This window comes from Acidovorax sp., assembly GCF_046294525.1.
Taxonomy (GTDB): domain Bacteria; phylum Pseudomonadota; class Gammaproteobacteria; order Burkholderiales; family Burkholderiaceae_C; genus Acidovorax.
The window spans coordinates 1-20,791 of record NZ_JBKBKQ010000035.1; the positions used below are offsets into that span (position 1 = coordinate 1).

Genomic DNA, 20,791 nt, shown 5'->3' on the forward strand with positions numbered 1-20,791 from the left:
TTGCGCGTGCGCTTGGTGGTGTTGCTCAGGCCCAGGCTGCTTTGCTTCATGTGCCTATTGTCTCGGCTTCAAGCATTCGTCGGCACATGACGCAGGGGATTCGTGAAGAGGGTCCCTAAGGGTTGGCTGTTTAATGGAAACAAAATGAAATAAACCGAAACTGGGTCGAGACGACGCGGCCCAGCAGGGTGGGCACCATCAGGGTCATGTTCAATACGTCCACGAAAGGACTGCATCATGAAACCCTGGATCAAGAAAACTCTGATGGCATTTTTTGGCGCCACCATTGCGCTGGGTGGCTTGACGGCATGCTCCAGCGGCTACCACCACCGTGGCCCTATGTCGGCCGACAAGATGGCCGAGGTGCGTGGCAAGGTGGTGCAGCGGGTCAGCAGCAAGCTGGACCTCAATGACGCGCAAAAGCAAAAACTCAACGTGCTGGCGGATGCCATCCAGGCGCAGCGCGCAGCCTGGGTGGGTTCTGCCAAGGACCCACGTGCCGAGATGCAGACAATTGTTTCCGGCGGCAAGTTTGACCGGGCGCGTGCGCAAGCCCTGGTGGAAGAAAAGACCCGCGCCGTCCAGGCCGGAAGCCCCGAGGTGATCAATGCGCTGGCGGACTTCTACGACAGTCTCAACGCCGAGCAGCAGCAAAAAGTTCGCGACATGATGCAGCAGCGCCGCGGCTGGATGCCGCGGGCCTGAAGCGGGGGCACAGCACGATGTCACCCGCACTCGAACCCATCCACCGGTTGGCGCAGGGGGTGCGCGCCCACGGCCCCGCCCTCCTGGCGGGCATGCCCGACCCCCATGACGAACTGATGTCCCTGGTGTGGGGGCCGCGGTTTGACCGCGAACACGCCATGGGGCTGCTTGCCCGCCGGCCTGATGTGGCGGCGCGTGCGTTGCCGGCGTTGCTGGCCGCCGCAGATCACTTTGATGCACTGCACGCACCGGCGCAGAGCCGCTTGCGCAGGCTGATCGTGCGGCACCGCGCATTGGGCGGGGTGTCGGCGCCGACGGCAGGAGCCACCGCCCGCGCTGCAAGGGGCAGCGCCTGACGGTGTAAGAATTGCTCATGCACCGCATTTTGTTGATTGACGATGACGAGCAGCTCGGCCCGCCGCTCACCGTGTACTTCCAGCGTTTTGAACTGGAACTGGTCCACGCGCTCCGGCCGAGCGATGGGCTGGCGCGCCTGGAGGCCGGCGGCTTTGATGCCGCCATTCTGGATGTGATGTTGCCGGAGATGGATGGGTTTGAGCTATGCCGCACCATCCGCAGGCAGGGCGACCTGCCCATCGTGATGCTCACTGCGCGGGGCGATGTGATGGACCGCGTGGTGGGGCTGGAACTGGGGGCCGACGACTATCTGCCCAAGCCCTTTGAACCGCGCGAACTGGTGGCCCGGCTGCAGACGGTGCTGCGCAGGCGCCGCGCGCCAGCGGCGGCGGAGGCAGCCACGTTACTGGAGTTCGAAGGCTTGTTCATCGATGCTGCGCGCCGCAGCGTTCTGCGCCAGGGCGCGGCAGTGGAGCTGACCGGCACCGAGTTCGACCTGCTGCACTTGCTGGCCCGCGAGCCCGGCAAGGTTTTCAGCCGCGACGACATACTGAACCAGCTGCGCGGCCACGAAGCCGAGCTGTACACGCGCGCGGTCGACATCGTGGTGAGCCGCCTGCGCAAGAAGCTGGAGCCGCTCGACTGCATCAAGACGCTGCGCAACGCGGGATATTCGCTCGCCCTGCGCAGGGCCTCTGCGCCCGCCAGCACCTCCGCACAGCCATGAAAAAACAGATCGATGGCGAACCGGGGCATGACCGGGATTGCCCTTGGCACCGCCGTGCGCGCGACGCGGTGGGCTATTCGCTGCGCATCCGTTTGGTACTGGTGTTCATGGCCCTGGCCGTGACGGTGGCCGTGGTCTTCATGGGCGGCATGCAAAAGGTGGTGGCCTTGGGCTGGAAGGAGGCTGCGCGCCCCCTGCTGATGGACTACGTGGACCGCCTGACGGCCGAGATTGGCAGTCCGCCCAGCGTTGAACGCGCACAGGCCATTGCCGACCGCCTGCCGGTCACGCTGCGCATTGACGGGCCGCAGGTGCAGTGGGATTCGCACCCTGAGCGGCCGCGCCCGGATTGGATGAGCGACAAGGTCCAGCGCCAGGACCACTGGGCCCGCGACGACACGGGCTACCGCTTGCTGCAGCGCACCACTGCAGACGGGCACCACATCGAGTTCGGCCTCAACGCGCTGTCGTGGGACAAGCGCCCGCGCATTGCCTGGGGCACGCTCACGGTCCTGTTGCTGCTCACGGCGTTGACCTTTGTCTACGTGCGGCATTTGCTGCGCCCGCTGGACGACATCCGCCGAGGCGCGCGCCGGTTCGGTCAAGGGGAGTTTGGCGAAGCCATTCCGGTGCGGCACGCGCACCGGCCCGATGAGTTGGGCCAATTGGCCGCCACCATCAACACGATGGGGGAAGACATCCATCAAATGCTGGAAGCGAAGCGCGCCCTGCTGCTGGCCATGAGCCATGAACTGCGCAGCCCGCTGACCCGCGCGCGGCTCAATACCGAGCTGCTACCTGAGAGCGCTGACGTGCAGGCCCAGCGCGCAGCACTGATGCGCGACCTGGGCGAAATGGCGCGGCTGATCACCGACCTGCTGGAAAGTGAACGCCTGGCCGGCCGCCACGCCGCACTGCACCGCGAGCCCACCGACCTGGGCACTCTGGCGCGCGAGGTGGTAACCGAGCTGGAGGCTCGCCACACAGGCGCGCACGCCATTGCGCTGCATGTGCAGCAAGGGCTTCCCTCCTGCACACTGGATCGCTCGCGCGTGCGTCTGCTGATGCGCAACCTGCTGGACAACAGCCTGCGCCACAACGACCCTGCCGCCGCGCCCCCGCAAATGCATCTGCGACTGACCGATGGTGTGGTGGAGATTGAAGTGCGCGACCACGGCCCTGGCGTGCCGCCCGAGCACCTGCCGCATCTGGCCCAGGCTTTCTACCGCCCCGACACTGCCCGCCAGCGCGCGACCGGCGGGGTAGGGCTGGGCCTATACCTGTGTCGGCTGGTCACCCAGGCCCATGGCGGAAGCCTGCAGGTGCGCAATGCCCAGCCCGGCCTGGCGGTAACGGCGCGGCTGCCCTGCGCCAGCTGATCCGTATCGCGCCGTCCCGACTCTGGCACGGCGTGGCCGGTAGCGCGGCACCACGTCGGTGCGGACCGCCTGCGCGGCGATGAGCTAACCGCAGTGGCGCACAGTGGTTTCCATCAAGTTGAATATGAATAAAATTGGCATCTAGCGCTTGTCTGTAAAGCGCTGGCAGCTATCAATTTCATACCATTTGGTATTTCTGAACTGCGTGGTCGAGTCTCCTGCTTGTCCAGTCAGGCCCCTGGCCTTGTTCTTGCTGTGCTGAGGAACCTCACCCACAACGGGGAGACATCTAGCGTTTACCCTGTATAGACAGGTATGCTCTGGCTGTCATCATCCAGGGCCGGGCGGTGGGTGCCGTCTGGCGGGTAGGCCACAGTATTGACTTTGAAATAGGAGCAGATGATGACTCGATCGGTTGTGAAGTGGACGTCGCTGGCAGCGGCTGCAGCATGTGTCGCGATGGGCTTGGCCGCGCCAGTCCAGGCACAGGAAACCAAGATTGTGCTGGGCATGTCCGGCTGGACGGGCTTTGCGCCGCTCACGCTGGCCGACAAGGCCGGCATCTTCAAGAAGAACGGCCTGGACGTGGAGATCAAGATGATCCCGCAAAAGGACCGCCACCTGGCCCTGGCCTCCAAGTCCATCCAGTGCGCCGCGACCACGGTCGAGACGCATGTGGCATGGAACACCAACGGTGTCCCCATCGTGCAGATCTTCCAGCTCGACAAGTCCTACGGCGCCGACGGTATTGCCGTGCGCAACGACATCAAGACATTTGCCGACCTCAAGGGCAAGACGGTGGCGGTGGATGCCCCCGGCACGGCTTCGTATTTCACGCTGGCGTGGCTGTTGTCCAAAAACGGCATGAGCGTGAAGGATGTGAAGACGCTGACGCTGGCACCACAGCCAGCCGCCCAATCTTTCGTGGCCGGGCAGAACGATGCTGCCGTCACCTACGAGCCCTATCTCTCCACCGTGCGTGCCAACCCCAGCGCCGGCAAGATCCTGGCAACCACGCTGGAATTTCCACACATTATGGACACGGTGGGTTGCGCGCCCGATTGGCTCAAAGCCAACCCCAAGGCGGCGAAGGCCCTGGCGGATTCGTACTTTCAGGCGCTGGAAATGATCAGCGCCGACACCGCCAAATCCAACGAGATCATGGGCGCTGCGGTCAAGCAGACGGGTGAGGCATTTGTCAAGTCATCGAGCTTCCTGCGCTGGCAGGACAAGGCCGCCAATCAGAAGTTCTTTGCGGGAGAACTGCAGCAGTTCATGAAAGACGCCGCGGCGATCCTGCTTGAAGCTGGCGTGATCCGCAAGCTGCCTGACAACTACACCGCCATGTACGACGACAGCTTCATCAAGTGAAGGTCTGACCGCCTGAACCCGACTCTCACCAACCCGCCACTTCGAGGATCCTTCGTATGAACCGCACCCTGGGGGCTCAGTCCCCGTTGGTCGAGTCGGTGCCGCTACCGCGGCGCCGGCTGCGACCGCTGGAGCCTGTGAGCACGCGCACAAGATGGGTGCTCGGAGTGGCGTTCTTTGTGCTATTCGTGGCCGCGTGGGCTGTGTTCACGCTGGGCGGGTTTGTGTCGCCCACCTTCCTGGCCAGCCCGGTCACCATGGTCCAGGAAGGCTGGCTTCTCTTCACCGAGTTTGGCTTTCTGCACGACATCGGCATGACGGTGTGGCGCGTTGTGGGCGGGTTCACCATGGCCGCCATCATGGCGGTCCCGCTGGGCATTGCCATGGGGGCGCACAAGGGCGTCGAGGCTTTTCTGGAGCCCTTTGTCTCGTTTTGCCGCTACCTGCCGGCGTCGGCCTTCATTCCGCTGCTGATCCTGTGGGCGGGGCTGGGCGAACTGCAGAAGCTGCTGGTCATCTTCATTGGGTCGGTGTTCCAGATCATCCTGATGGTGGCCGTCACGGTGGGCAACGCCCGCCGCGACCTCGTGGAGGCCGCCTACACGCTGGGCGCGACACCCACCGGCATCGTGCGCCGCGTGCTCATACCGGGTGCCGCGCCCGACATTGCGGAAACCCTGCGCCTGGTGCTGGGCTGGGCATGGACGTACATCATCGTGGCCGAGTTGATCGGCGCGTCATCCGGCATTGGTCACATGATCACCGACAGCCAGGCGCTGCTCAACACAGGCCAGATCATCTTCGGCATCATCATCATCGGCCTCATCGGGCTGGTGTCCGACTTCGCCTTCAAGGCGCTCAACCACCGTTTGTTTGCCTGGAGTTTTGTGCGATGAGCAGCGTATCCATCCAAGCCGTCTCGCGCACCTTTGAAGGGCGCAAGGGCCAGCGCACCCAGGCGCTGCTGCCGGTGGACTTTGAAGTGCGGGACAACGACTTCGTGACCATCCTGGGCCCCTCGGGCTGCGGCAAGTCCACGCTGCTGCGCATCGTCGCCGGGCTGGACCACGCCACCAGCGGCCGCGTGCTGCTGGATGGCGTGCCCGTGGAAGGCCCCGGTGCCGATCGCGGCATGGTGTTCCAAAGCTACACGCTGTTCCCCTGGCTCACCATCGAGCAGAACATCCGCTTCGGCCTGCGCGAGCGGGGTATGCCCGAAGCGCAGCAAAAGGAACGCGCCGCGTACTTCATCGCCAAGGTGGGCCTGCGCGGCTTTGAGCAGCACTTTCCCAAGCAGCTGTCGGGCGGCATGCAGCAGCGCACCGCGATTGCCCGCGCTCTGGCCAACGACCCCAAGATTTTGCTGATGGACGAGCCCTTTGGCGCGCTCGACAACCAGACCCGCGTGCTCATGCAGGAACTGCTGCTGGGCATCTGGGAGGCCGAACGCAAGACGGTGCTCTTCGTCACCCACGACATCGACGAAGCCATCTTCATGGCCAACCGTGTGGCGGTGTTCAGCGCCCGGCCCGGCCGCATCAAGACCGAGCTGGCGGTGGACTTGCCCCACCCACGCCATTACACGATCAAGACCAGCCCCGAGTTCATGGACCTCAAGGCGCGCCTCACCGAAGAGATCCGTGCCGAATCCATGGCGGCGGACCTGCACTGATCTGAACCTGCACCAGCCCCGCATCCACCCATGAGCGCCCGTCCATCCCGCCGTACCGCCGCACCGCGCAGCGCCACGCCCGCCAAGGCCGTGGCCGCTGCGGCGGCGCCCGCGCAGGCCATGGCGCTGTACGAGCAGGTCAAGGACCATATCTCGCGCAAGATCCAGGAAGGCCTCTGGCGCGCGGGCGACCGCCTGCCGTCCGAGAACGAGCTGGTCACCCAGTTCGGCATCTCGCGCATGACGGTGAACCGCGCGCTGCGCGAGCTGGTGGAGCAGGGCCGCATCGTGCGCGTGGCGGGGGTGGGCAGCTTCGTGGCCGAAGACAAGCCCCAATCCACGCTGCTGCAGATAGCCAACCTGGCGAGCGAAATCCGCCAGCGCGGGCATGACTACCGCTGCGACGTGCTGACGGTAGAGCGCACCTCTGCCACGCTGGAAGTGGCGGCCGCGCTGGACCTGCGCACGGGCGAGTCGGTGTTCCACTCGCTGTGCATCCACCGCGAAGACGGCCTGCCCGTGCAATTGGAAGACCGCCACGTGAACCCGCGCCAGGTGCCCCAGTTCGCCGCGCAGGACTTCACGCAGTTGCAGCCCTCCGAATACCTGGTGCGCAACGTGCCCTTCGACCAGATCGAGCACGTGGTCGATGCCGTCATGCCCACCGCCGAGCAGGCCGCGCTGCTGGAAATGTCTCCGCAGGAGCCTTGCCTGCTGCTCACCCGCCGCACCTGGTCGCGCGGCGTGCCCATTACCGTGGTGCGCTGCCTGCACCCTGCCACCCGTTACCGCCTGGGCAGCCGCTTCCGAGCAGACGGCAACCCCGTCGCCGGTTGAAAGTTTTCGCCAAAAGCACAGAGTTTTTTCGCTTGCACCTACTTGTATATACAGGATCAACGCCATGACAAAGAACGCATCCCCCATCACCCTGCACCCCGGCCGCGTCACGCTGGCTGAGCTGCGCCGCATTCATGCTGGCCCCGTGGAGCTGGTGCTGGATGCCTCGGCCCGCGCGGGTCTGCAGAAATCCCTGGCCACGGTGCAGCGCATCGTCGATGAAGACCAGGTGGTCTATGGCATCAACACTGGCTTTGGCAAGCTGGCCAGCACCAAGATCGCGCACGACCGGCTGGCCGAGTTGCAACGCAACCTGGTGCTGTCGCACAGCGTGGGCACGGGCGACCCGCTGCCTGATGACGTGGTGCGCCTCATCCTCGCGACCAAGGCCGTGAGCCTGGCGCGCGGGCACTCGGGCGTGCGGCCTGAGCTGGTGGATGCCTTGCTGGCGCTGGCCAATGCCAATGTGCTGCCGGTGATCCCGGCCAAGGGCTCGGTGGGGGCATCCGGCGACCTGGCGCCGCTGGCGCACCTTGCCTGCGTGCTGATCGGCGAGGGCCAGGCCAAGGTGGACGGAAAGGTGGTGCCGGGCGCGGAGGCCATGCGCTCCATCGGTCTGCAACCGTTTGTGCTGGGCCCCAAGGAAGGGCTGGCGCTGCTCAACGGCACGCAGGTGTCCACCGCGCTGGCGCTGGCCGGGTTGTTCGGCGCCGAGAGCGTGTTTGCTGCCGCGCTGGTCGCGGGCTGCCTGTCGCTCGAAGCCATCAAGGGCTCGATCAAGCCGTTTGACGCACGCATCCACGAAGCACGCGGCCAGGCCGGGCAGATCGCCGTGGCCGCCGCTGTGCGTGCGCTGCTGGATGGCAGCGCCATCGACCCCTCGCACCCGAACTGCGGCCGCGTGCAAGACCCTTATTCGATCCGCTGCGTGCCGCAGGTGATGGGCGCGTGCCTGGACAACCTGCACCACGCTGCGCGTGTGTTGACCATCGAGGCGAACGCTGCGTCGGACAACCCGCTCGTTTTCGACAACGGCGATGTAATTTCGGGCGGCAACTTCCACGCCGAGCCCGTGGCCTTTGTGGCCGACATCATCGCGCTGGCGGTGGCCGAGATTGGTGCCATTTCCGAGCGCCGTCTGTCGCTGCTGCTGGACCCGAGCCTGTCGGGCCTGCCCGCGTTCCTGATCCGCGACAGCGGCGTGAACTCGGGTTTCATGATCGCGCAGGTCACCGCCGCCGCGCTGGCCGCCGAGAACCAATGCCTGGCCAACCCCAGCAGCGTGACCAGCCTGCCCACATCGGCCAACCAGGAGGACCACGTTTCCATGGCCACCTACGGCGCGCGCCGCCTGGGCGACATGGTGCGCAATGCGGCGGTGATGGTCGGCATCGAGGCCATGGCCGCCGCGCAAGGCATGGAATTCGACCGCAGCCTCAAGTCCTCCCCCCTCATCGAAGCGCAATTCGCCGCCATCCGAGAGCGCGTCGCCTACCTGGAACAGGACCGCTACCTCGCACCCGACATCGAAGCCATGCGCGCCTGGGCCCAGCAGTCCACATGGCCTGCAGCCCTCACGCAATGCCTGCCCAGCTTCGCCTGATTTTTCCACGCACACCCACTGATTCACAGGAGCCCACCATGAACGCCAACGACGCCATCATCGCTGCCGCAGCTTCCTCCGACACCGACCCCCGCCACGATGCCAGTCGCGTGATCCGCGCGCCGCGCGGCAGCCAGCTTACCTGCAAGAGCTGGCTCACCGAAGCGGCCTACCGCATGATCCAGAACAACCTGGACCCCGAGGTGGCCGAGCGACCGCAGGACCTGGTGGTGTACGGCGGCATTGGCCGCGCTGCGCGCAACTGGGAATGCTTTGACCAGATCGTCGCCTCGCTCAAGGACCTGAATGACGACGAGTCGCTGCTCATCCAGTCCGGCAAGCCCGTGGGCGTGTTCAAGACGCACGCCAACGCACCGCGCGTGCTGCTGGCCAACTCCAACCTGGTGCCCAAGTGGGCCAACTGGGAACACTTCAGCGAGCTGGACCAGAAGGGCCTGTTCATGTACGGCCAGATGACCGCTGGCAGCTGGATCTACATCGGTACCCAGGGCATCGTGCAGGGCACCTACGAGACCTTTGCCGAGGCAGGTCGCCAGCACTACGGTGGCTCGCTGGCGGGCAAGTGGATCCTCACGGCCGGGCTGGGTGGCATGGGTGGCGCACAGCCGCTGGCCGCCACGTTTGCGGGTGCGGTGTCGCTCAACATCGAGTGCCAGCAAAGCAGCATCGACTTCCGCCTGCGCACGCGCTACGTGGACAAGCAGGCGCGTGACATCGACCACGCCATCGAACTTATCCAGCAGCACACGGCCGCCAAGGAGGCCATCTCCATCGCGCTGCTGGGCAATGCCGCCGAAATCCTGCCCGAGCTGGTCAAACGCGCCAAGGCGGGCGGCCTGAAGCCCGACCTGGTCACCGACCAGACCTCCGCCCACGACCTCGTCAACGGCTACCTGCCCGCAGGCTGGACGGTGGCGCAGTGGCGTGCCGCGCAGCAGGACGTGACCCAGCGTGAAGTGCTGAAGAAGGCCGCCGCCAAGTCGTGCGCCGTGCACGTGCAGGCCATGCTCGACTTCCAGCACATGGGCATCCCGGTGGTGGACTACGGCAACAACATCCGCCAGGTGGCTTTCGACGAAGGCGTGAAGAACGCCTTCGACTTCCCCGGCTTTGTGCCCGCCTACATCCGCCCGCTGTTCTGCGAAGGCAAGGGCCCCTTCCGCTGGGTGGCGCTCTCGGGCGACCCGGAAGACATCCGCACGACCGACGCCAAGATCAAGGAGCTGTTCCCCGAGAACAAGCATGTGCACCGCTGGCTCGACATGGCGGGCGAGCGCATTGCCTTCCAGGGCCTGCCCGCGCGCATCTGCTGGCTGGGCCTGGGCGAGCGCCACATCGCGGGCCTGGCCTTCAACGAGATGGTGAAAAACGGCGAGCTGAAGGCCCCCATCGTCATCGGCCGCGACCACCTGGACACCGGCAGCGTGGCCAGCCCCAACCGCGAGACCGAAGCCATGAAGGACGGCACCGATGCCGTGAGCGACTGGCCGCTGCTCAACGCGCTGCTCAACACCGCAGGCGGCGCCACCTGGGTCAGCCTGCACCACGGCGGCGGCGTGGGCATGGGCTACTCGCAGCACTCGGGCATGGTGATCGTGGCCGATGGCACCGATGCAGCGGCCGAGCGCCTGGCGCGCGTGCTGGTGAATGATTGCGGCAGCGGCGTGATGCGCCATGCCGACGCGGGCTACGAACTGGCCGTGGAGACGGCGAAGAAGCAGGGCCTGAAGCTGCCAATGATCAAGTAAGCCCGCCGATACTTGCGGGATCTATCGAGCTATCTGTCTGTGCGTTTGATCTGGAGGTAAGGCGCCATGTCCGATGTTTCGTCCGGGGATTTGCAGCAGCCATGGCAGGCGCGCCTGCGCGAGCGATTGAGCGACCAGCAGGTGGCAGACTTCGCCCGCGATGGCGCCGTCTGCATTAAGCAGTTGCTCACGCCCGATGAAGTGGGGCTGCTGCGCGATGGCATTGACGCCAACCTGGCCGCGCCCAGCCCGCGCGCCAAGGTGGCCAGCAGGCCGGATGACCCGGGCCGCTTTTTCGAGGACTTCTGCAACTGGCAGGACATCCCGCAGTTCGGCCGATTCGTGCGCGAGACGCCGTTGGCGCTGGCCGCGCAGCGCCTGATGCAGTCGCGCACCGTGCGGCTGTACCACGACCATGTGCTGGTGAAGGAGCCGGGCACGCGCCAAAAGACACCCTGGCACCAGGACCAGCCGTACTACAACATCGACGGCATGCAGAACATCAGCATGTGGATACCCGTGGACCCGGTGTCCCGCGCTGCGACGTTGGAGTTTGTGGCCGGCTCGCACAAGGGGCCGTGGCTCATGCCGCGCACCTTCATGGACAACCAGGCCAAGTGGTTCCCCGAAGGGAGTCTGCAGGACCTGCCCAACGTGGAGGCCGACCGCGATGCCTTCCCCATCGTGGGCTGGGAGATCGAGCCCGGCGACGTGGTGTGCTTTCACATGCTCACGCTGCATGCAGCCGGTGGCGTGGAAGGGCCAAATCGCCGCCGCGTGTTCTCGGTGCGCTTTCTGGGTGACGACATTCGCCACGCGCCCCGGCCGTGGAAAACCTCGCCCGAATTCCCTGGCCTGGCCGATGCGCTGCCCGCCGGGGCTGAGATGGACCACCCGCTGTTTCCCGTGTTGTGGCCTGCGCACCATGCTGGATGAGTGCCTGAACGTGGTGGAGTTTTTCGACCGCGCGCAGGTCGCCAGCGTGCCGTGGAAGAACGGCGGCGGCAGCACGCGCGAACTGGCCTGCTGGCCGCTGGGTGCAGGCATGGATGGCTTCGAGTGGCGCGTGAGTGTGGCCACCATCGCCACGCCGGGCCCGTTCTCAGCCTTCGCTGGCGTGGACAGGCAGATCATGCTGCTGGAGGGCGATGGTGTGCATTTGCAGAGCGCGCCGGGGCTGCACGGCGGATGGGCGCACACGTTGGACCAGCGCTGGCGGCCGTTTGCCTTTGCGGGTGAAGCACCTGTGGACTGCAGCATGCTGGGCGGCACTTCCACCGATTTCAATCTGATGCTGCGCCGTGGCGTGTGGGCGGGAGCGCTGCAAGTGGTGCAGTCGGCGCAGTCTGTTGCCGCGCCGCACAGCGCGGGCCTGTGCCTGGTGCTGGCGGGCATATGGCGTTGGGGATTGGGTGAAGCTGCGCGCACGCTGGCTCCAGGGCAGGGCGCATGGTGGGTGCGGGAAAGCGATGTTGCTTGCGGCGCCGAAATGCGCCATCCGAATCCCGACCGTGACGCACACTCGCTCACGCCTGTCGCGCCCTTGCTGCAAGCCGAAGGGGAGTGCCCTCCGACATTGGCCTGGATTGCACTCCACCGGGCAAGTTAGTTTGATTTTTGAATGAAAATGGCCTCTAGCGCTTATCTATAAAGCGCTAGCAGCTATTTTTTATATAGCAAAAGGTTTCAACACGACATGTCGCTTCAACCCCCTTCGCAACACCTTGCGTCGTCCGCGCCGTCCGCCGATGGCGTGTGGTGCCACCTGCGCCCCGTGCCGGATTTGTGGAAATACGACGTGTCCGTGGCCGAAGACGCTGAGGCCTGCATTGCGGTGCAGGATGGCGTGATCCGCTGGGTAGGCCCTCAAGGCCAGTTGCCTGAGGCCTTTGCACACTTACCGCAACGAGACGGGCAGGGCGCTATCACCACTCCCGGCCTGGTCGATTGCCACACCCACCTGGTGTATGGCGGGCAGCGCGCCAACGAGTTTGCGATGCGGCTCGCAGGCGCCACGTATGAAGAGGTGGCCAAGGCGGGCGGGGGCATCGTGTCGTCGGTGCGCGCCACGCGCGAGGCCAGCGAAGACGAGCTCTTTGCCCTGGCCGCGCCGCGCCTGCAGGCGCTGCTGGACGAAGGCGTGTGCGCCATTGAGATCAAATCCGGCTACGGCCTGGCGCTGGAGCACGAACGTAAGCAACTGCGCGTGGCCCGTCGTCTGGGCGAGGCCTTTGGCGTCACGGTGCGCACCACCTTCCTCGGCGCACATGCGCTGCCACCCGAATACGCTGGAAAACCTGGAGGTAGCCAGGATTACACCGACCTTGTTTGCAACGAGATGCTGCCTGCGCTGGCGGCCGAAGGGTTGGTCGATGCCGTGGATGTGTTCTGCGAACGCATTGCCTTCACGCTGGCGGAGACCGAGCAGGTGTTCCAGGCCGCGCGCAAGCTCGGCATTCCCGTCAAGCTGCATGCGGAGCAACTGTCCGACATGGGGGGCTCGGCGCTGGCCGCGCGCTACGGTGCGCTGTCATGCGACCACATCGAGCACCTGTCGGCCGACGGCATCGCTGCGATGAAGGCCGCAGGCACCGTGGCCGTCCTGCTGCCCGGCGCCTACTACACGCTGCGTGACACGCACCTGCCCCCCATCGCGGCACTGCGCGCGGCCGGTGTGCCCATGGCTGTCTCCACCGATCACAACCCTGGCACCTCGCCCGCGCTCAGCCTGCTGCTCATGGCCAACATGGCCTGCACGCTGTTCCGCCTGACGGTGCCCGAGGCGCTGGCCGGCATCACCACCCACGCCGCGCGCGCGCTGGGCCTGCAAGACACCCACGGCCTCATCGCATCCGGCAGACCGGCCAACTTGGTGCTGTGGCCGGTGGGCGAGGCGGCCGAACTGGCCTACTGGCTGGGCCAAAAGCCCGCCTGCACCATCGTGCGGCAGGGCCGTATCGCCAGTACAGAGGGTGGCGCATGACCATGGTGGCGCAAGACTTGCAGGTTGGCGCCATGCCCGCGCGCCAGCAAGGGCAGGGGGCACCAGTGCTGCTGGTGCATGGTGCCCTGGCCGATGCACGCATGTGGACGCGCCACCAGAGCCAACTGGCTGCGCGCTGGAACACGCTGGCCGTCACGCTGCGGTACTTTGGCCCGCATACCTGGCCGGAGGACGGCCCGCCGTTCGGACTCGCTGCCCATCTGGATGACCTTGTCCATGCCATCCGGGCGTGGGGCCAGGGGCCGGTGCATCTGGTGGCGTGGTCGTATTCGGCGCATGCCGCGCTCTACATGGCACGGCATCACGCCACGTTGCTACGCAGTGTGTTTGTGTACGAGCCGGGCTTTCCGACCTTTGTGGAAGAGCCTGGGGCCTTGCAACGCTTTCAGGCCGATGCGCAGCAGATGTACAGCCCGCTGGCCGAAGCCTTGTCACACGGCGACCTGGTCGCAGCTACCCGCAGCCTGATGGACGCCTCGGGCCAGGCTGCGGGGTACTTTGACCGCCAGCCCGCCCAGCGCCGCGCGCTGCAAATCGACAACGCGCACACGTTGCCCCGTCTCATGTCGCAGACGCCGCCTTTGCCGCTTTCAGCGACCGACCTGGCAACCATTGCGGTGCCCGTGTGCATTGCGCAAGGTGGGCAGACGCGACCTGTGTTTGCCGAGGTGGCCAGCGCAGCGGCGCGTGCCATGCCGCAGGCGCAGCATCTGGTGGTTCCCCAGGCTACACACATGTGGCCGGATGAGGCGCCGGAGGCGTTTTGCGCGGCGCTAGAAGCCTTTTGGTGCAGTGCCACCCCCTTTGGAGACTGATGGAATGGATGCGCTGTTTGCACCCCATGCCTTGCTGCCCAACGGCTGGGCGCGCAATGTGCTGTTGCAGTGGGACGCGTCGGGCCGCCTGCAGGGCGTGACCCCTGACGCGACCGCACCGCATGGCGCCCCTGTGGCCCCGGGCCCCGTACTGCCCGGCATGCCCAACCTGCACTCACACGCCTTCCAGCGCGCGTTTGCGGGCCTGACCGAGTACCGGGGTGAAAGCCAGGACAGCTTTTGGAGCTGGCGCAACCTGATGTACCGCTTTGCAGCGCGCATCACGCCCGAGTCGCTGGAGGCCATTGCGACCTGGCTGTATGTGGAGATGCTGGAGGCCGGCTACACCAGCGTGTGCGAGTTCCACTACGTGCACCACGACCATGACGGCACGCCCTATGCCGATGACGCCACGCTGTCGCTGGCACTGCTGCGCGCGGCGCAGCATGCGGGCATCGGCATCACGCTGCTGCCGGTGCTGTACCAGACGAGCGGCTTTGGCGCCAAGCCACCGCGTGCGGACCAGGCGCGTTTTATTCGCAGCACGGACAACATGCTCTCATTATTGGAGCGTCTAGCGCCCGCTACAAAAGCGCAAGGGGGCGTTTTGGGCCTGGCACCGCATTCATTGCGTGCAGTGCCGCCAGACAGTCTGGCGGCTGCCGTGCAGGGCCTCACGGCACTCAATGCGCAGGCGCCCATCCACATCCACATCGCCGAGCAGACGCAGGAGGTGGATGACTGCATGGCCTGGAGCGGCCAGCGCCCGGTGCAGTGGCTGCTGGAGCACGCACCCGTGGACGAGCGCTGGTGCCTCGTGCATGCCACGCACATGACCCCGCAGGAGTACCAGGACGCAGCGCGCACCGGCGCCGTGGCGGGCATCTGCCCCACCACGGAAGCGAACCTGGGCGACGGCATTTTCGACATGCCGCTGTGGCTGCAGCACGGTGGCCGCTGGGGCGTGGGCTCTGACAGCCATGCCTGCGTGAACGCAGCCGAGGAGTTGTTGATGCTCGAATACGGCCAGCGCCTGTCGCTGCGGCAGCGCAATGTGCTGGCCACCGCTGCGCAACCCGAGGTGGCCACGGCCATGACCTTGCAGGCCGTGCAGGGCGGGGCGCAGGCCGCAGGCCGCGCCGTTGGTGGTCTGGCCGTGGGTGAGCAAGCGGATCTGGTGGCGCTGAATGCGCAGCATGTGGCGCTGCGCGATTTGCCCGCAGCCAGCATGTTGTCGGCCCATGTATTCGGCAGCCACCGCACCTCGGCCATTGACAGCGTGTGGGTGGCGGGCCAGCAGCGCATCACGGGCGGCCGACACGCGCTGCACGATGCGGCGGTCCATGCGTTTGTGGCTGCGCGCTCGGCCACCATTGCACCCGATTGAAGCGTCCGATTGAATTCATACCTGTGAGCTTGTGATGAGCGATACCTCTCCACCTCCTTTTGTCTTTTACCCCGGCACAGCGCCGCTCCTGGTGTCGATGCCCCATGCCGGCACCTATGTGCCGCCCGCGCTGGCCGCGCGCTTCACCGATGAGGCCCGCCAGGTGCCCGACACCGACTGGTACATGGAGCGCCTCTATGCGTTTGCCAAAGACCTGGGGGCCTCCATCCTCGTGGCCACGCACTCGCGCTATGTGGTCGACCTGAACCGCCCGCCCGATGGCGCCAGCCTGTACCCGGGGCAGAGCGTCACCGGCCTGTGCCCGGTCGATACGTTCGACGACACGCCCATCTACGCAGCAGGCGATGTGCCCGATGACGCAGAGATAGCCGCGCGCCGTGAGGCCATCTGGGCGCCATACCACGCGCAATTGCGTGCCGAGCTGGATCGCATCCGCGCGCTGCATGGTGTGGCGGTGCTGTGGGATGCCCACTCCATCCGCTCGGTTCTGCCGCGCTTTTTTGAAGGCAAGCTGCCTGACCTGAACCTGGGCACAGCCAACGGTGAGAGCTGCGACCCGGCGCTGGCGCAGGAACTGCTGGCCATCGCCAAAGAGGCCCAGGGCTATACCGCCGTGCTCAATGGCCGCTTCAAGGGTGGGCACATCACGCGCCACTACGGGCAGCCCGCGCAGAACATTCACGCGGTGCAGCTGGAGATGACGCAGTGCAGCTACATGCAGGAGGCCCTGCCGTTTGATTACCTGCCCGAGGTGGCTGCGGGCGTGCAACCCACCCTGCGCCGCATGCTGGAAGCTGCATTGGCGTTTGCAGACGGCCACCGCAGCGCTGCGTAAAAGGCGTTGTCTGATACGGCGCAAGCTGAGGGTATTGCGCGGTCCGCTGACAAGGGTTCGGTGCTAGGATGGCCCGCGGCCCTTGCTGGGCCGCGGGACCGGCCCCTGTGCCAGTCCTCTCGCGGAAGGAGCCGCGCCGCCATGGACCCGACCGCTTACTACTACATGCCCCTTTTCAAGCCGGGCACCAGCGTGCACTGGAATCAGCAGCCAGAGACGGTGAGCCACGTGGTCGTGCGGCGCAATGCGCTGATGGTTCATCTGGTGGGCCACGAAGCTCCCGTGCACCCCGAGGCACTGCAACTGGAGCCCACCGCGTTTCACCTCACCCGGGTGCCGGACCGGTTCTGACAGCTGCGTTGGCGGCACATTGCGCCAGGCCATTGCCGCCAGACGCAGCGGCGTCAATCCCCTGAACGCTCCCCCATGGCTTCGCCCAAGCGGATCGCTCGCGCGGGCGCCCAGGCCGGGTTGAACTGCAAGGGGCCCTTGGGGAACAGCATCACCACGGTAGACCCCAGCAAAAAACGGCCCATTTCTTCACCCTGCTGCAGCGTCACCTGACCGGGTGCGTAGTCCCACTGGCGCAGCGTCCCCGTGCGGGGCGGGTTCACCTGCCCGTGCCACACCGTGGCCATGCTGCCCACGATGGTGGCCCCCACCAGCACCAGCACGAACGGGCCGCGGGCCGATTCGAAAAAGCACACCACGCGCTCGTTGCGCGCAAACAGCCCCGGCACACCGCGTGCCGTGGTGGGGTTCACCGAAAACAGATCGCCCGGCACGTGCACCATGCGCGTCAGTTCACCGGCGCAGGGCATGTGGATGCGGTGGTAGTCGCGTGGGCTCAGGTAGAGCGTGGCGAAATGGCCATGTTCAAACCGCGCTGCCGCTGCTGCGTCCCCCCCTATCAGGGCGGTGGTGGAATAGCTGTGGCCCTTGGCCTGAAACACTTGGTCTTTGTCGATGGTGCCGAACTGACTGATGGCGCCGTCTACCGGGCAGATCAGGTCGGCAGTTGCCAGAGGGCGTGCACCCGCCTTCAGCGCCCGGGTGAAGAAATCGTTGAAAGAAGCGTAGCTGGCGATGTCGGGGTTGGCCGCCTCCGCCATATCGACTTGGTAGCGCGTAACAAACCGGCGGATGGCCGAGGTGGTCAGGCCTCCCATCTGCGCCGCCGCGAACCTGCCTGCCAGTGAAGTCAGAGCGCGTTTGGGAAGAACGTATTGAGGCAGTACGGCAAAGCGGTCGGACAAAACGGTCTTCCTGTTCAGGTAAAGCGAACGATTCTAGCGAGGGGTGAGCGCCAGGCTTAGCGGGTTTGCAGGGGGAGCGCCAGCCTTCAGCATCGGTTGGACGGCCCGATGGGCCGGGTTTGGTCTTTACAAAATTAGCATTTAAAAAGTTTTTATCAAATTTCATTTGATTTAAATGTTGCAAAGAATTGCATTTATCACTTAGGCACACCCGCGCGAAAGCCGGGGTCGCAAAGCCACCGGCCTGTAGCCCTGCGATTGCAGGGCCACGGCAGCGGGGTTGCCACGGACCTGCGGGTGTTTCGCAGGCGCACAGCATGTGCGGCGGCAGCCAAGGCGCGTTCAGCGGCCCGGGTTCTTCGGATGGGGTGTTCCTGCCCGAACACTTTCTTTGGAGAGACCTGATGAACACCCACATGCCCCGCCGCCGCAACGCAGTCAGCGCGCCGCACCGCCGGTGGGCTGCGCTGGCGGCCCTTCCGTTTGTGCTGGCGGCCTGCGGCGGCGGTGGCGCCGACCCCCAGGCGCCTGGCGAAGTTGCCTCCACCACCGCCACACTGCAGTTGGAGCCCGACGCCCTGCCAGCAGGTGCTGAGGCCCTGGCAGCGCAACCCACCTTTCACATTGCACCAGTGGTGCTGGAGGCGCCAGACGACCTCGATGCGCAGGACGCAAACCGATCAGCCTCCCTGGCGCCGAAGTTCCAGCAGGTGCCGCAAGAGTTCAAGGCACTGTCGACCCAGCGGCTCACGCCGTCGGTGCTGGACGAAACACTGGCCAAGGCCGTCCGCCTGGGTCCGGCGCCTCAGGCGAAAGCGCTCCAGGATCCGGTGGCCGCGCCCCTGGCTGGCACCGGGGTGGTGACCACCTATTCGGTCGCACAGGTCCGCGCTGCCTACGGGTTTGGCGCGCTGCCCGCCGTGGGCACCTTGCCAGCGGGTGCCCAGGCCGCGCAGTTGGGTGCCGGGCAGACGGTGTATGTGGTGGCAGCGCGGCACAACCCCAACGTGGCTGCCGAGCTGGCGGCCTTCAACCAGAAATTTGGCTTGCCCCCTTGCACACCGCGCGTTCTGCCTGCCGCAACGGCATTGCCACTGGGTGCAGCACCCGTCGGTGGCTGTGAACTGTTGGTGGCGTATGCCACCGCCGCAGGCGGGCTGGCCCCGGCGGCCCCGGCTTACGACGAGGGTTGGGCCACAGAAATCGCGCTGGACGTGCAGTGGGTGCATGCCATAGCGCCGCTGGCCCGCATTGTTTTGCTGGAGGCACCCGACCCGTCGCTCAACAGCCTGCTGGGGGCCATCCGGCTTGCCAATGCGATGGGCCCGGGCGTGGTGTCCATGAGCTTCGGCGCACAGGAGGGCGCCTGGACGGCTTCGGTGGATTCCGTGTTCACTGCGTCAGGCATGACCTATCTGGCGGCCACGGGAGATTCGGGCGCAGGCGTTAGCTGGCCGTCGGTTTCGCCCAACGTGATCGCCGTTGGGGGTACGACGCTGACCTACTCGGGCACCGGTGCGCGCAGCGAGGTGAGCTGGTCGGGCACGGGTGGAGGCACCAGCACTTTCGTCGCCACCCCAACCTACCAGCAGGCATTGCTGCCCGGCGTGGGCTCTGTTGCTCGCCGCACGGTGGCCGATGTGGCGATGAATGCCGACCCTTCCACCGGCCAGTATGTGGCGGTGATCAAGCCCGGCAGCACGGCCGTGCAGTGGCTCAGCGCAGGCGGTACCAGCCTTGCAGCACCCATGTGGGCAGGCCTGAGCGTGCTGGCCAATGCCAGCCGGGAGCAGGCCAGCCTTCAGAAACTGGGCAGCGGCCATGCGCTGCTGTACGGCCAAGTGGGCGCAGTGCCGGGCAACTACGCCAGTGCGTTTGCCGACATCCGGCTGGGCAGCCATGGCACGTGCAGCACGTGTTCGGCCCGCGCGGGCTATGACCAGCTCACCGGCCTGGGCACGCCCAATGCGGGCGCGTTGCTGCCGCTGCTGGCAGGCGCCGCAGCACCCGCGCCAGCGCCGGTCGTCACCCCGGCCAACATCACCGGCCTGGTGGGCACACCGCTCACGTTCACGGCCTCCGTCACAGCGTCCAATCCCGTGACGTTCAGCCTGTCGGGCGCGCCTGCGGGCATGTCCATCAATTCCGCTGGCGTGGTGTCGTGGCCAGCGCCGGTGGCGGGCGCCTACGCGGTCACCGTGGCGGCCAAGGACAACAAGACCGGGCTGAGCGGGCAGGGCGCCTACAGCATCAGCGTGGCTGCGCCGGTGGCGCCTTCCGTCACGGGTGCGAGCATCGCGGGCCGCCCCGGCGTGGCGCTGTCGTTCAAACCGGTGGTGGTAGCAGCCAACCCGTTGAACTACACGCTGGCCGGCGCGCCCTCGGGCATGGTGGTGGCGGCCGATGGCACCGTGAGCTGGCCCAAGCCAGTGGCCGGCAGCTACAGCGTCACGCTCACGGCCAAGGACACCAAGACAGGGCTCACGGGCCAGGGCGTGTTCAAGGTGCAGATCGCTGCAGCCGGGCCCGTCATTACCGCCGCAGCCATGGTGGGGACGGCCGGGCAGCCGCTGACGGGCACGATCACCATCAGCGCGCCGGGGGCTACATCGCTGTCGGTGTCCATCTCGGGGGTGCCGCTGGGCATGGGTTTCTCGGCGGCTGGAAGCACCATCACCGCCATCTGGCCCAAGCCGGTGGCTGGCAACTACCAGTTGGTCGTTACCGCGAAGGACTCGGCCGGGCTGTCTGCCCAGGTCACGGTGCCGGTGACGATCAAGTAGCCGCCGGGAAATGGGGGCCGTGCGGGAAGAGGGTGGGGCTGGTAGTTGGGAGCGTAAACTACCAGTCAAATTGGCCTCTAGCGCTTGATGGTACAGCGCTGAAAGCTATTAATAGAGGAGTGGTTGGGGCGCGCTTAGAGTGGATGGATCGCTGAGGGGTTTACCCCACGCGCCGCGACATCACTGATCCCGCAAATGGTCACCCATGCCCCTGCACCTCGCACAGAGTTGACTGGTTTGGGCCACAGCTGTCTTCCTCTTCGCGTGCGT

General features: G+C 66.0%; 19 protein-coding genes and 1 riboswitch. Of the genes, 18 read left to right on the forward strand and 1 reads right to left on the reverse strand.

Features of this window, described 5'->3' with window-relative positions; translation table 11 throughout:
- Positions 1 to 237: 237 nt before the first annotated feature.
- The 17 genes from ACK4HJ_RS21180 to ACK4HJ_RS21260 all read left to right on the forward strand — a co-directional run bounded on the left by ACK4HJ_RS21180 (position 238) and on the right by ACK4HJ_RS21260 (position 16,833).
- Positions 238 to 705: a Spy/CpxP family protein refolding chaperone gene (locus tag ACK4HJ_RS21180; protein WP_409835239.1), complete on the forward strand. Its 468-nt coding sequence runs from the start codon at positions 238 to 240 to the stop codon at positions 703 to 705.
- 17 nt (positions 706 to 722) lie between these two features.
- Positions 723 to 1,061, forward strand: a complete 339-nt coding sequence (locus ACK4HJ_RS21185; protein WP_409835241.1) for a hypothetical protein — start codon at positions 723 to 725, stop codon at positions 1,059 to 1,061.
- A 17-nt stretch (positions 1,062 to 1,078) separates the two neighbouring features.
- Complete coding sequence (locus ACK4HJ_RS21190) at positions 1,079 to 1,789, forward strand: response regulator transcription factor (RefSeq protein WP_409835243.1); 711 nt, start codon at positions 1,079 to 1,081, stop codon at positions 1,787 to 1,789.
- On the forward strand, positions 1,786 to 3,168 hold the full coding sequence (locus ACK4HJ_RS21195) for an ATP-binding protein (protein WP_409835244.1): 1,383 nt from the start codon (positions 1,786 to 1,788) through the stop codon (positions 3,166 to 3,168). The genes ACK4HJ_RS21190 and ACK4HJ_RS21195 overlap by 4 nt, the downstream gene beginning before the upstream one ends.
- A gap of 402 nt (positions 3,169 to 3,570) precedes the next feature.
- Complete coding sequence (locus ACK4HJ_RS21200) at positions 3,571 to 4,539, forward strand: ABC transporter substrate-binding protein (RefSeq protein WP_409835246.1); 969 nt, start codon at positions 3,571 to 3,573, stop codon at positions 4,537 to 4,539.
- Between the two features lie 56 nt (positions 4,540 to 4,595).
- The gene (locus ACK4HJ_RS21205; RefSeq protein WP_409835248.1) at positions 4,596 to 5,435 is read left to right on the forward strand and encodes an ABC transporter permease; all 840 of its coding nucleotides are present in this window, start codon (positions 4,596 to 4,598) and stop codon (positions 5,433 to 5,435) included.
- Entirely contained in the window at positions 5,432 to 6,211 is a 780-nt protein-coding gene (locus ACK4HJ_RS21210; protein WP_252661542.1) for an ABC transporter ATP-binding protein, read from the forward strand. Before ACK4HJ_RS21205 ends, ACK4HJ_RS21210 begins: the two co-directional genes overlap by 4 nt.
- Before the next feature lie 30 nt (positions 6,212 to 6,241).
- Positions 6,242 to 7,048: a histidine utilization repressor gene (hutC, locus tag ACK4HJ_RS21215; protein WP_409835250.1), complete on the forward strand. Its 807-nt coding sequence runs from the start codon at positions 6,242 to 6,244 to the stop codon at positions 7,046 to 7,048.
- A gap of 64 nt (positions 7,049 to 7,112) precedes the next feature.
- On the forward strand, positions 7,113 to 8,651 hold the full coding sequence (hutH, locus tag ACK4HJ_RS21220; protein ID WP_409835251.1) for a histidine ammonia-lyase: 1,539 nt from the start codon (positions 7,113 to 7,115) through the stop codon (positions 8,649 to 8,651).
- A 38-nt stretch (positions 8,652 to 8,689) separates the two neighbouring features.
- On the forward strand, positions 8,690 to 10,420 hold the full coding sequence (gene hutU / locus ACK4HJ_RS21225) for a urocanate hydratase (protein ID WP_409835253.1): 1,731 nt from the start codon (positions 8,690 to 8,692) through the stop codon (positions 10,418 to 10,420).
- A gap of 66 nt (positions 10,421 to 10,486) precedes the next feature.
- On the forward strand, positions 10,487 to 11,356 hold the full coding sequence (locus ACK4HJ_RS21230; protein ID WP_409835255.1) for a phytanoyl-CoA dioxygenase family protein: 870 nt from the start codon (positions 10,487 to 10,489) through the stop codon (positions 11,354 to 11,356).
- A complete protein-coding gene (locus ACK4HJ_RS21235) occupies positions 11,346 to 12,029 on the forward strand; it encodes a HutD family protein (protein WP_409835256.1) in 684 nt (227 codons plus the stop codon). Before ACK4HJ_RS21230 ends, ACK4HJ_RS21235 begins: the two co-directional genes overlap by 11 nt.
- Positions 12,030 to 12,116: 87 nt before the next feature.
- The gene (gene hutI, locus ACK4HJ_RS21240; protein WP_409835258.1) at positions 12,117 to 13,403 is read left to right on the forward strand and encodes an imidazolonepropionase; all 1,287 of its coding nucleotides are present in this window, start codon (positions 12,117 to 12,119) and stop codon (positions 13,401 to 13,403) included.
- Positions 13,400 to 14,239: an alpha/beta fold hydrolase gene (locus ACK4HJ_RS21245; protein WP_409835260.1), complete on the forward strand. Its 840-nt coding sequence runs from the start codon at positions 13,400 to 13,402 to the stop codon at positions 14,237 to 14,239. The genes hutI and ACK4HJ_RS21245 overlap by 4 nt, the downstream gene beginning before the upstream one ends.
- Before the next feature lie 4 nt (positions 14,240 to 14,243).
- Positions 14,244 to 15,626, forward strand: a complete 1,383-nt coding sequence (locus tag ACK4HJ_RS21250) for a formimidoylglutamate deiminase (protein ID WP_409835262.1) — start codon at positions 14,244 to 14,246, stop codon at positions 15,624 to 15,626.
- Positions 15,627 to 15,660: 34 nt separating this feature from the next.
- On the forward strand, positions 15,661 to 16,482 hold the full coding sequence (gene hutG / locus ACK4HJ_RS21255; RefSeq protein WP_409835264.1) for an N-formylglutamate deformylase: 822 nt from the start codon (positions 15,661 to 15,663) through the stop codon (positions 16,480 to 16,482).
- A 141-nt stretch (positions 16,483 to 16,623) separates the two neighbouring features.
- Complete coding sequence (locus ACK4HJ_RS21260) at positions 16,624 to 16,833, forward strand: hypothetical protein (protein WP_409835266.1); 210 nt, start codon at positions 16,624 to 16,626, stop codon at positions 16,831 to 16,833.
- Between the two features lie 53 nt (positions 16,834 to 16,886).
- Here the strand turns inward: ACK4HJ_RS21260 and asd are convergent, their stop codons facing one another.
- Positions 16,887 to 17,738, reverse strand: a complete 852-nt coding sequence (gene asd / locus ACK4HJ_RS21265) for an archaetidylserine decarboxylase (protein ID WP_409835268.1) — start codon at positions 17,736 to 17,738, stop codon at positions 16,887 to 16,889.
- A gap of 194 nt (positions 17,739 to 17,932) precedes the next feature.
- A riboswitch (cyclic di-GMP riboswitch) is annotated at positions 17,933 to 18,026 on the forward strand.
- Between the two features lie 116 nt (positions 18,027 to 18,142).
- On the opposite strand from asd, the gene ACK4HJ_RS21270 reads away from it, so the two are divergent.
- Positions 18,143 to 20,521 carry a putative Ig domain-containing protein gene (locus tag ACK4HJ_RS21270; protein WP_409835270.1) on the forward strand — a complete coding sequence of 793 codons (2,379 nt, stop codon included), beginning with the start codon at positions 18,143 to 18,145 and terminating at the stop codon, positions 20,519 to 20,521.
- Positions 20,522 to 20,791 lie beyond the last annotated feature (270 nt).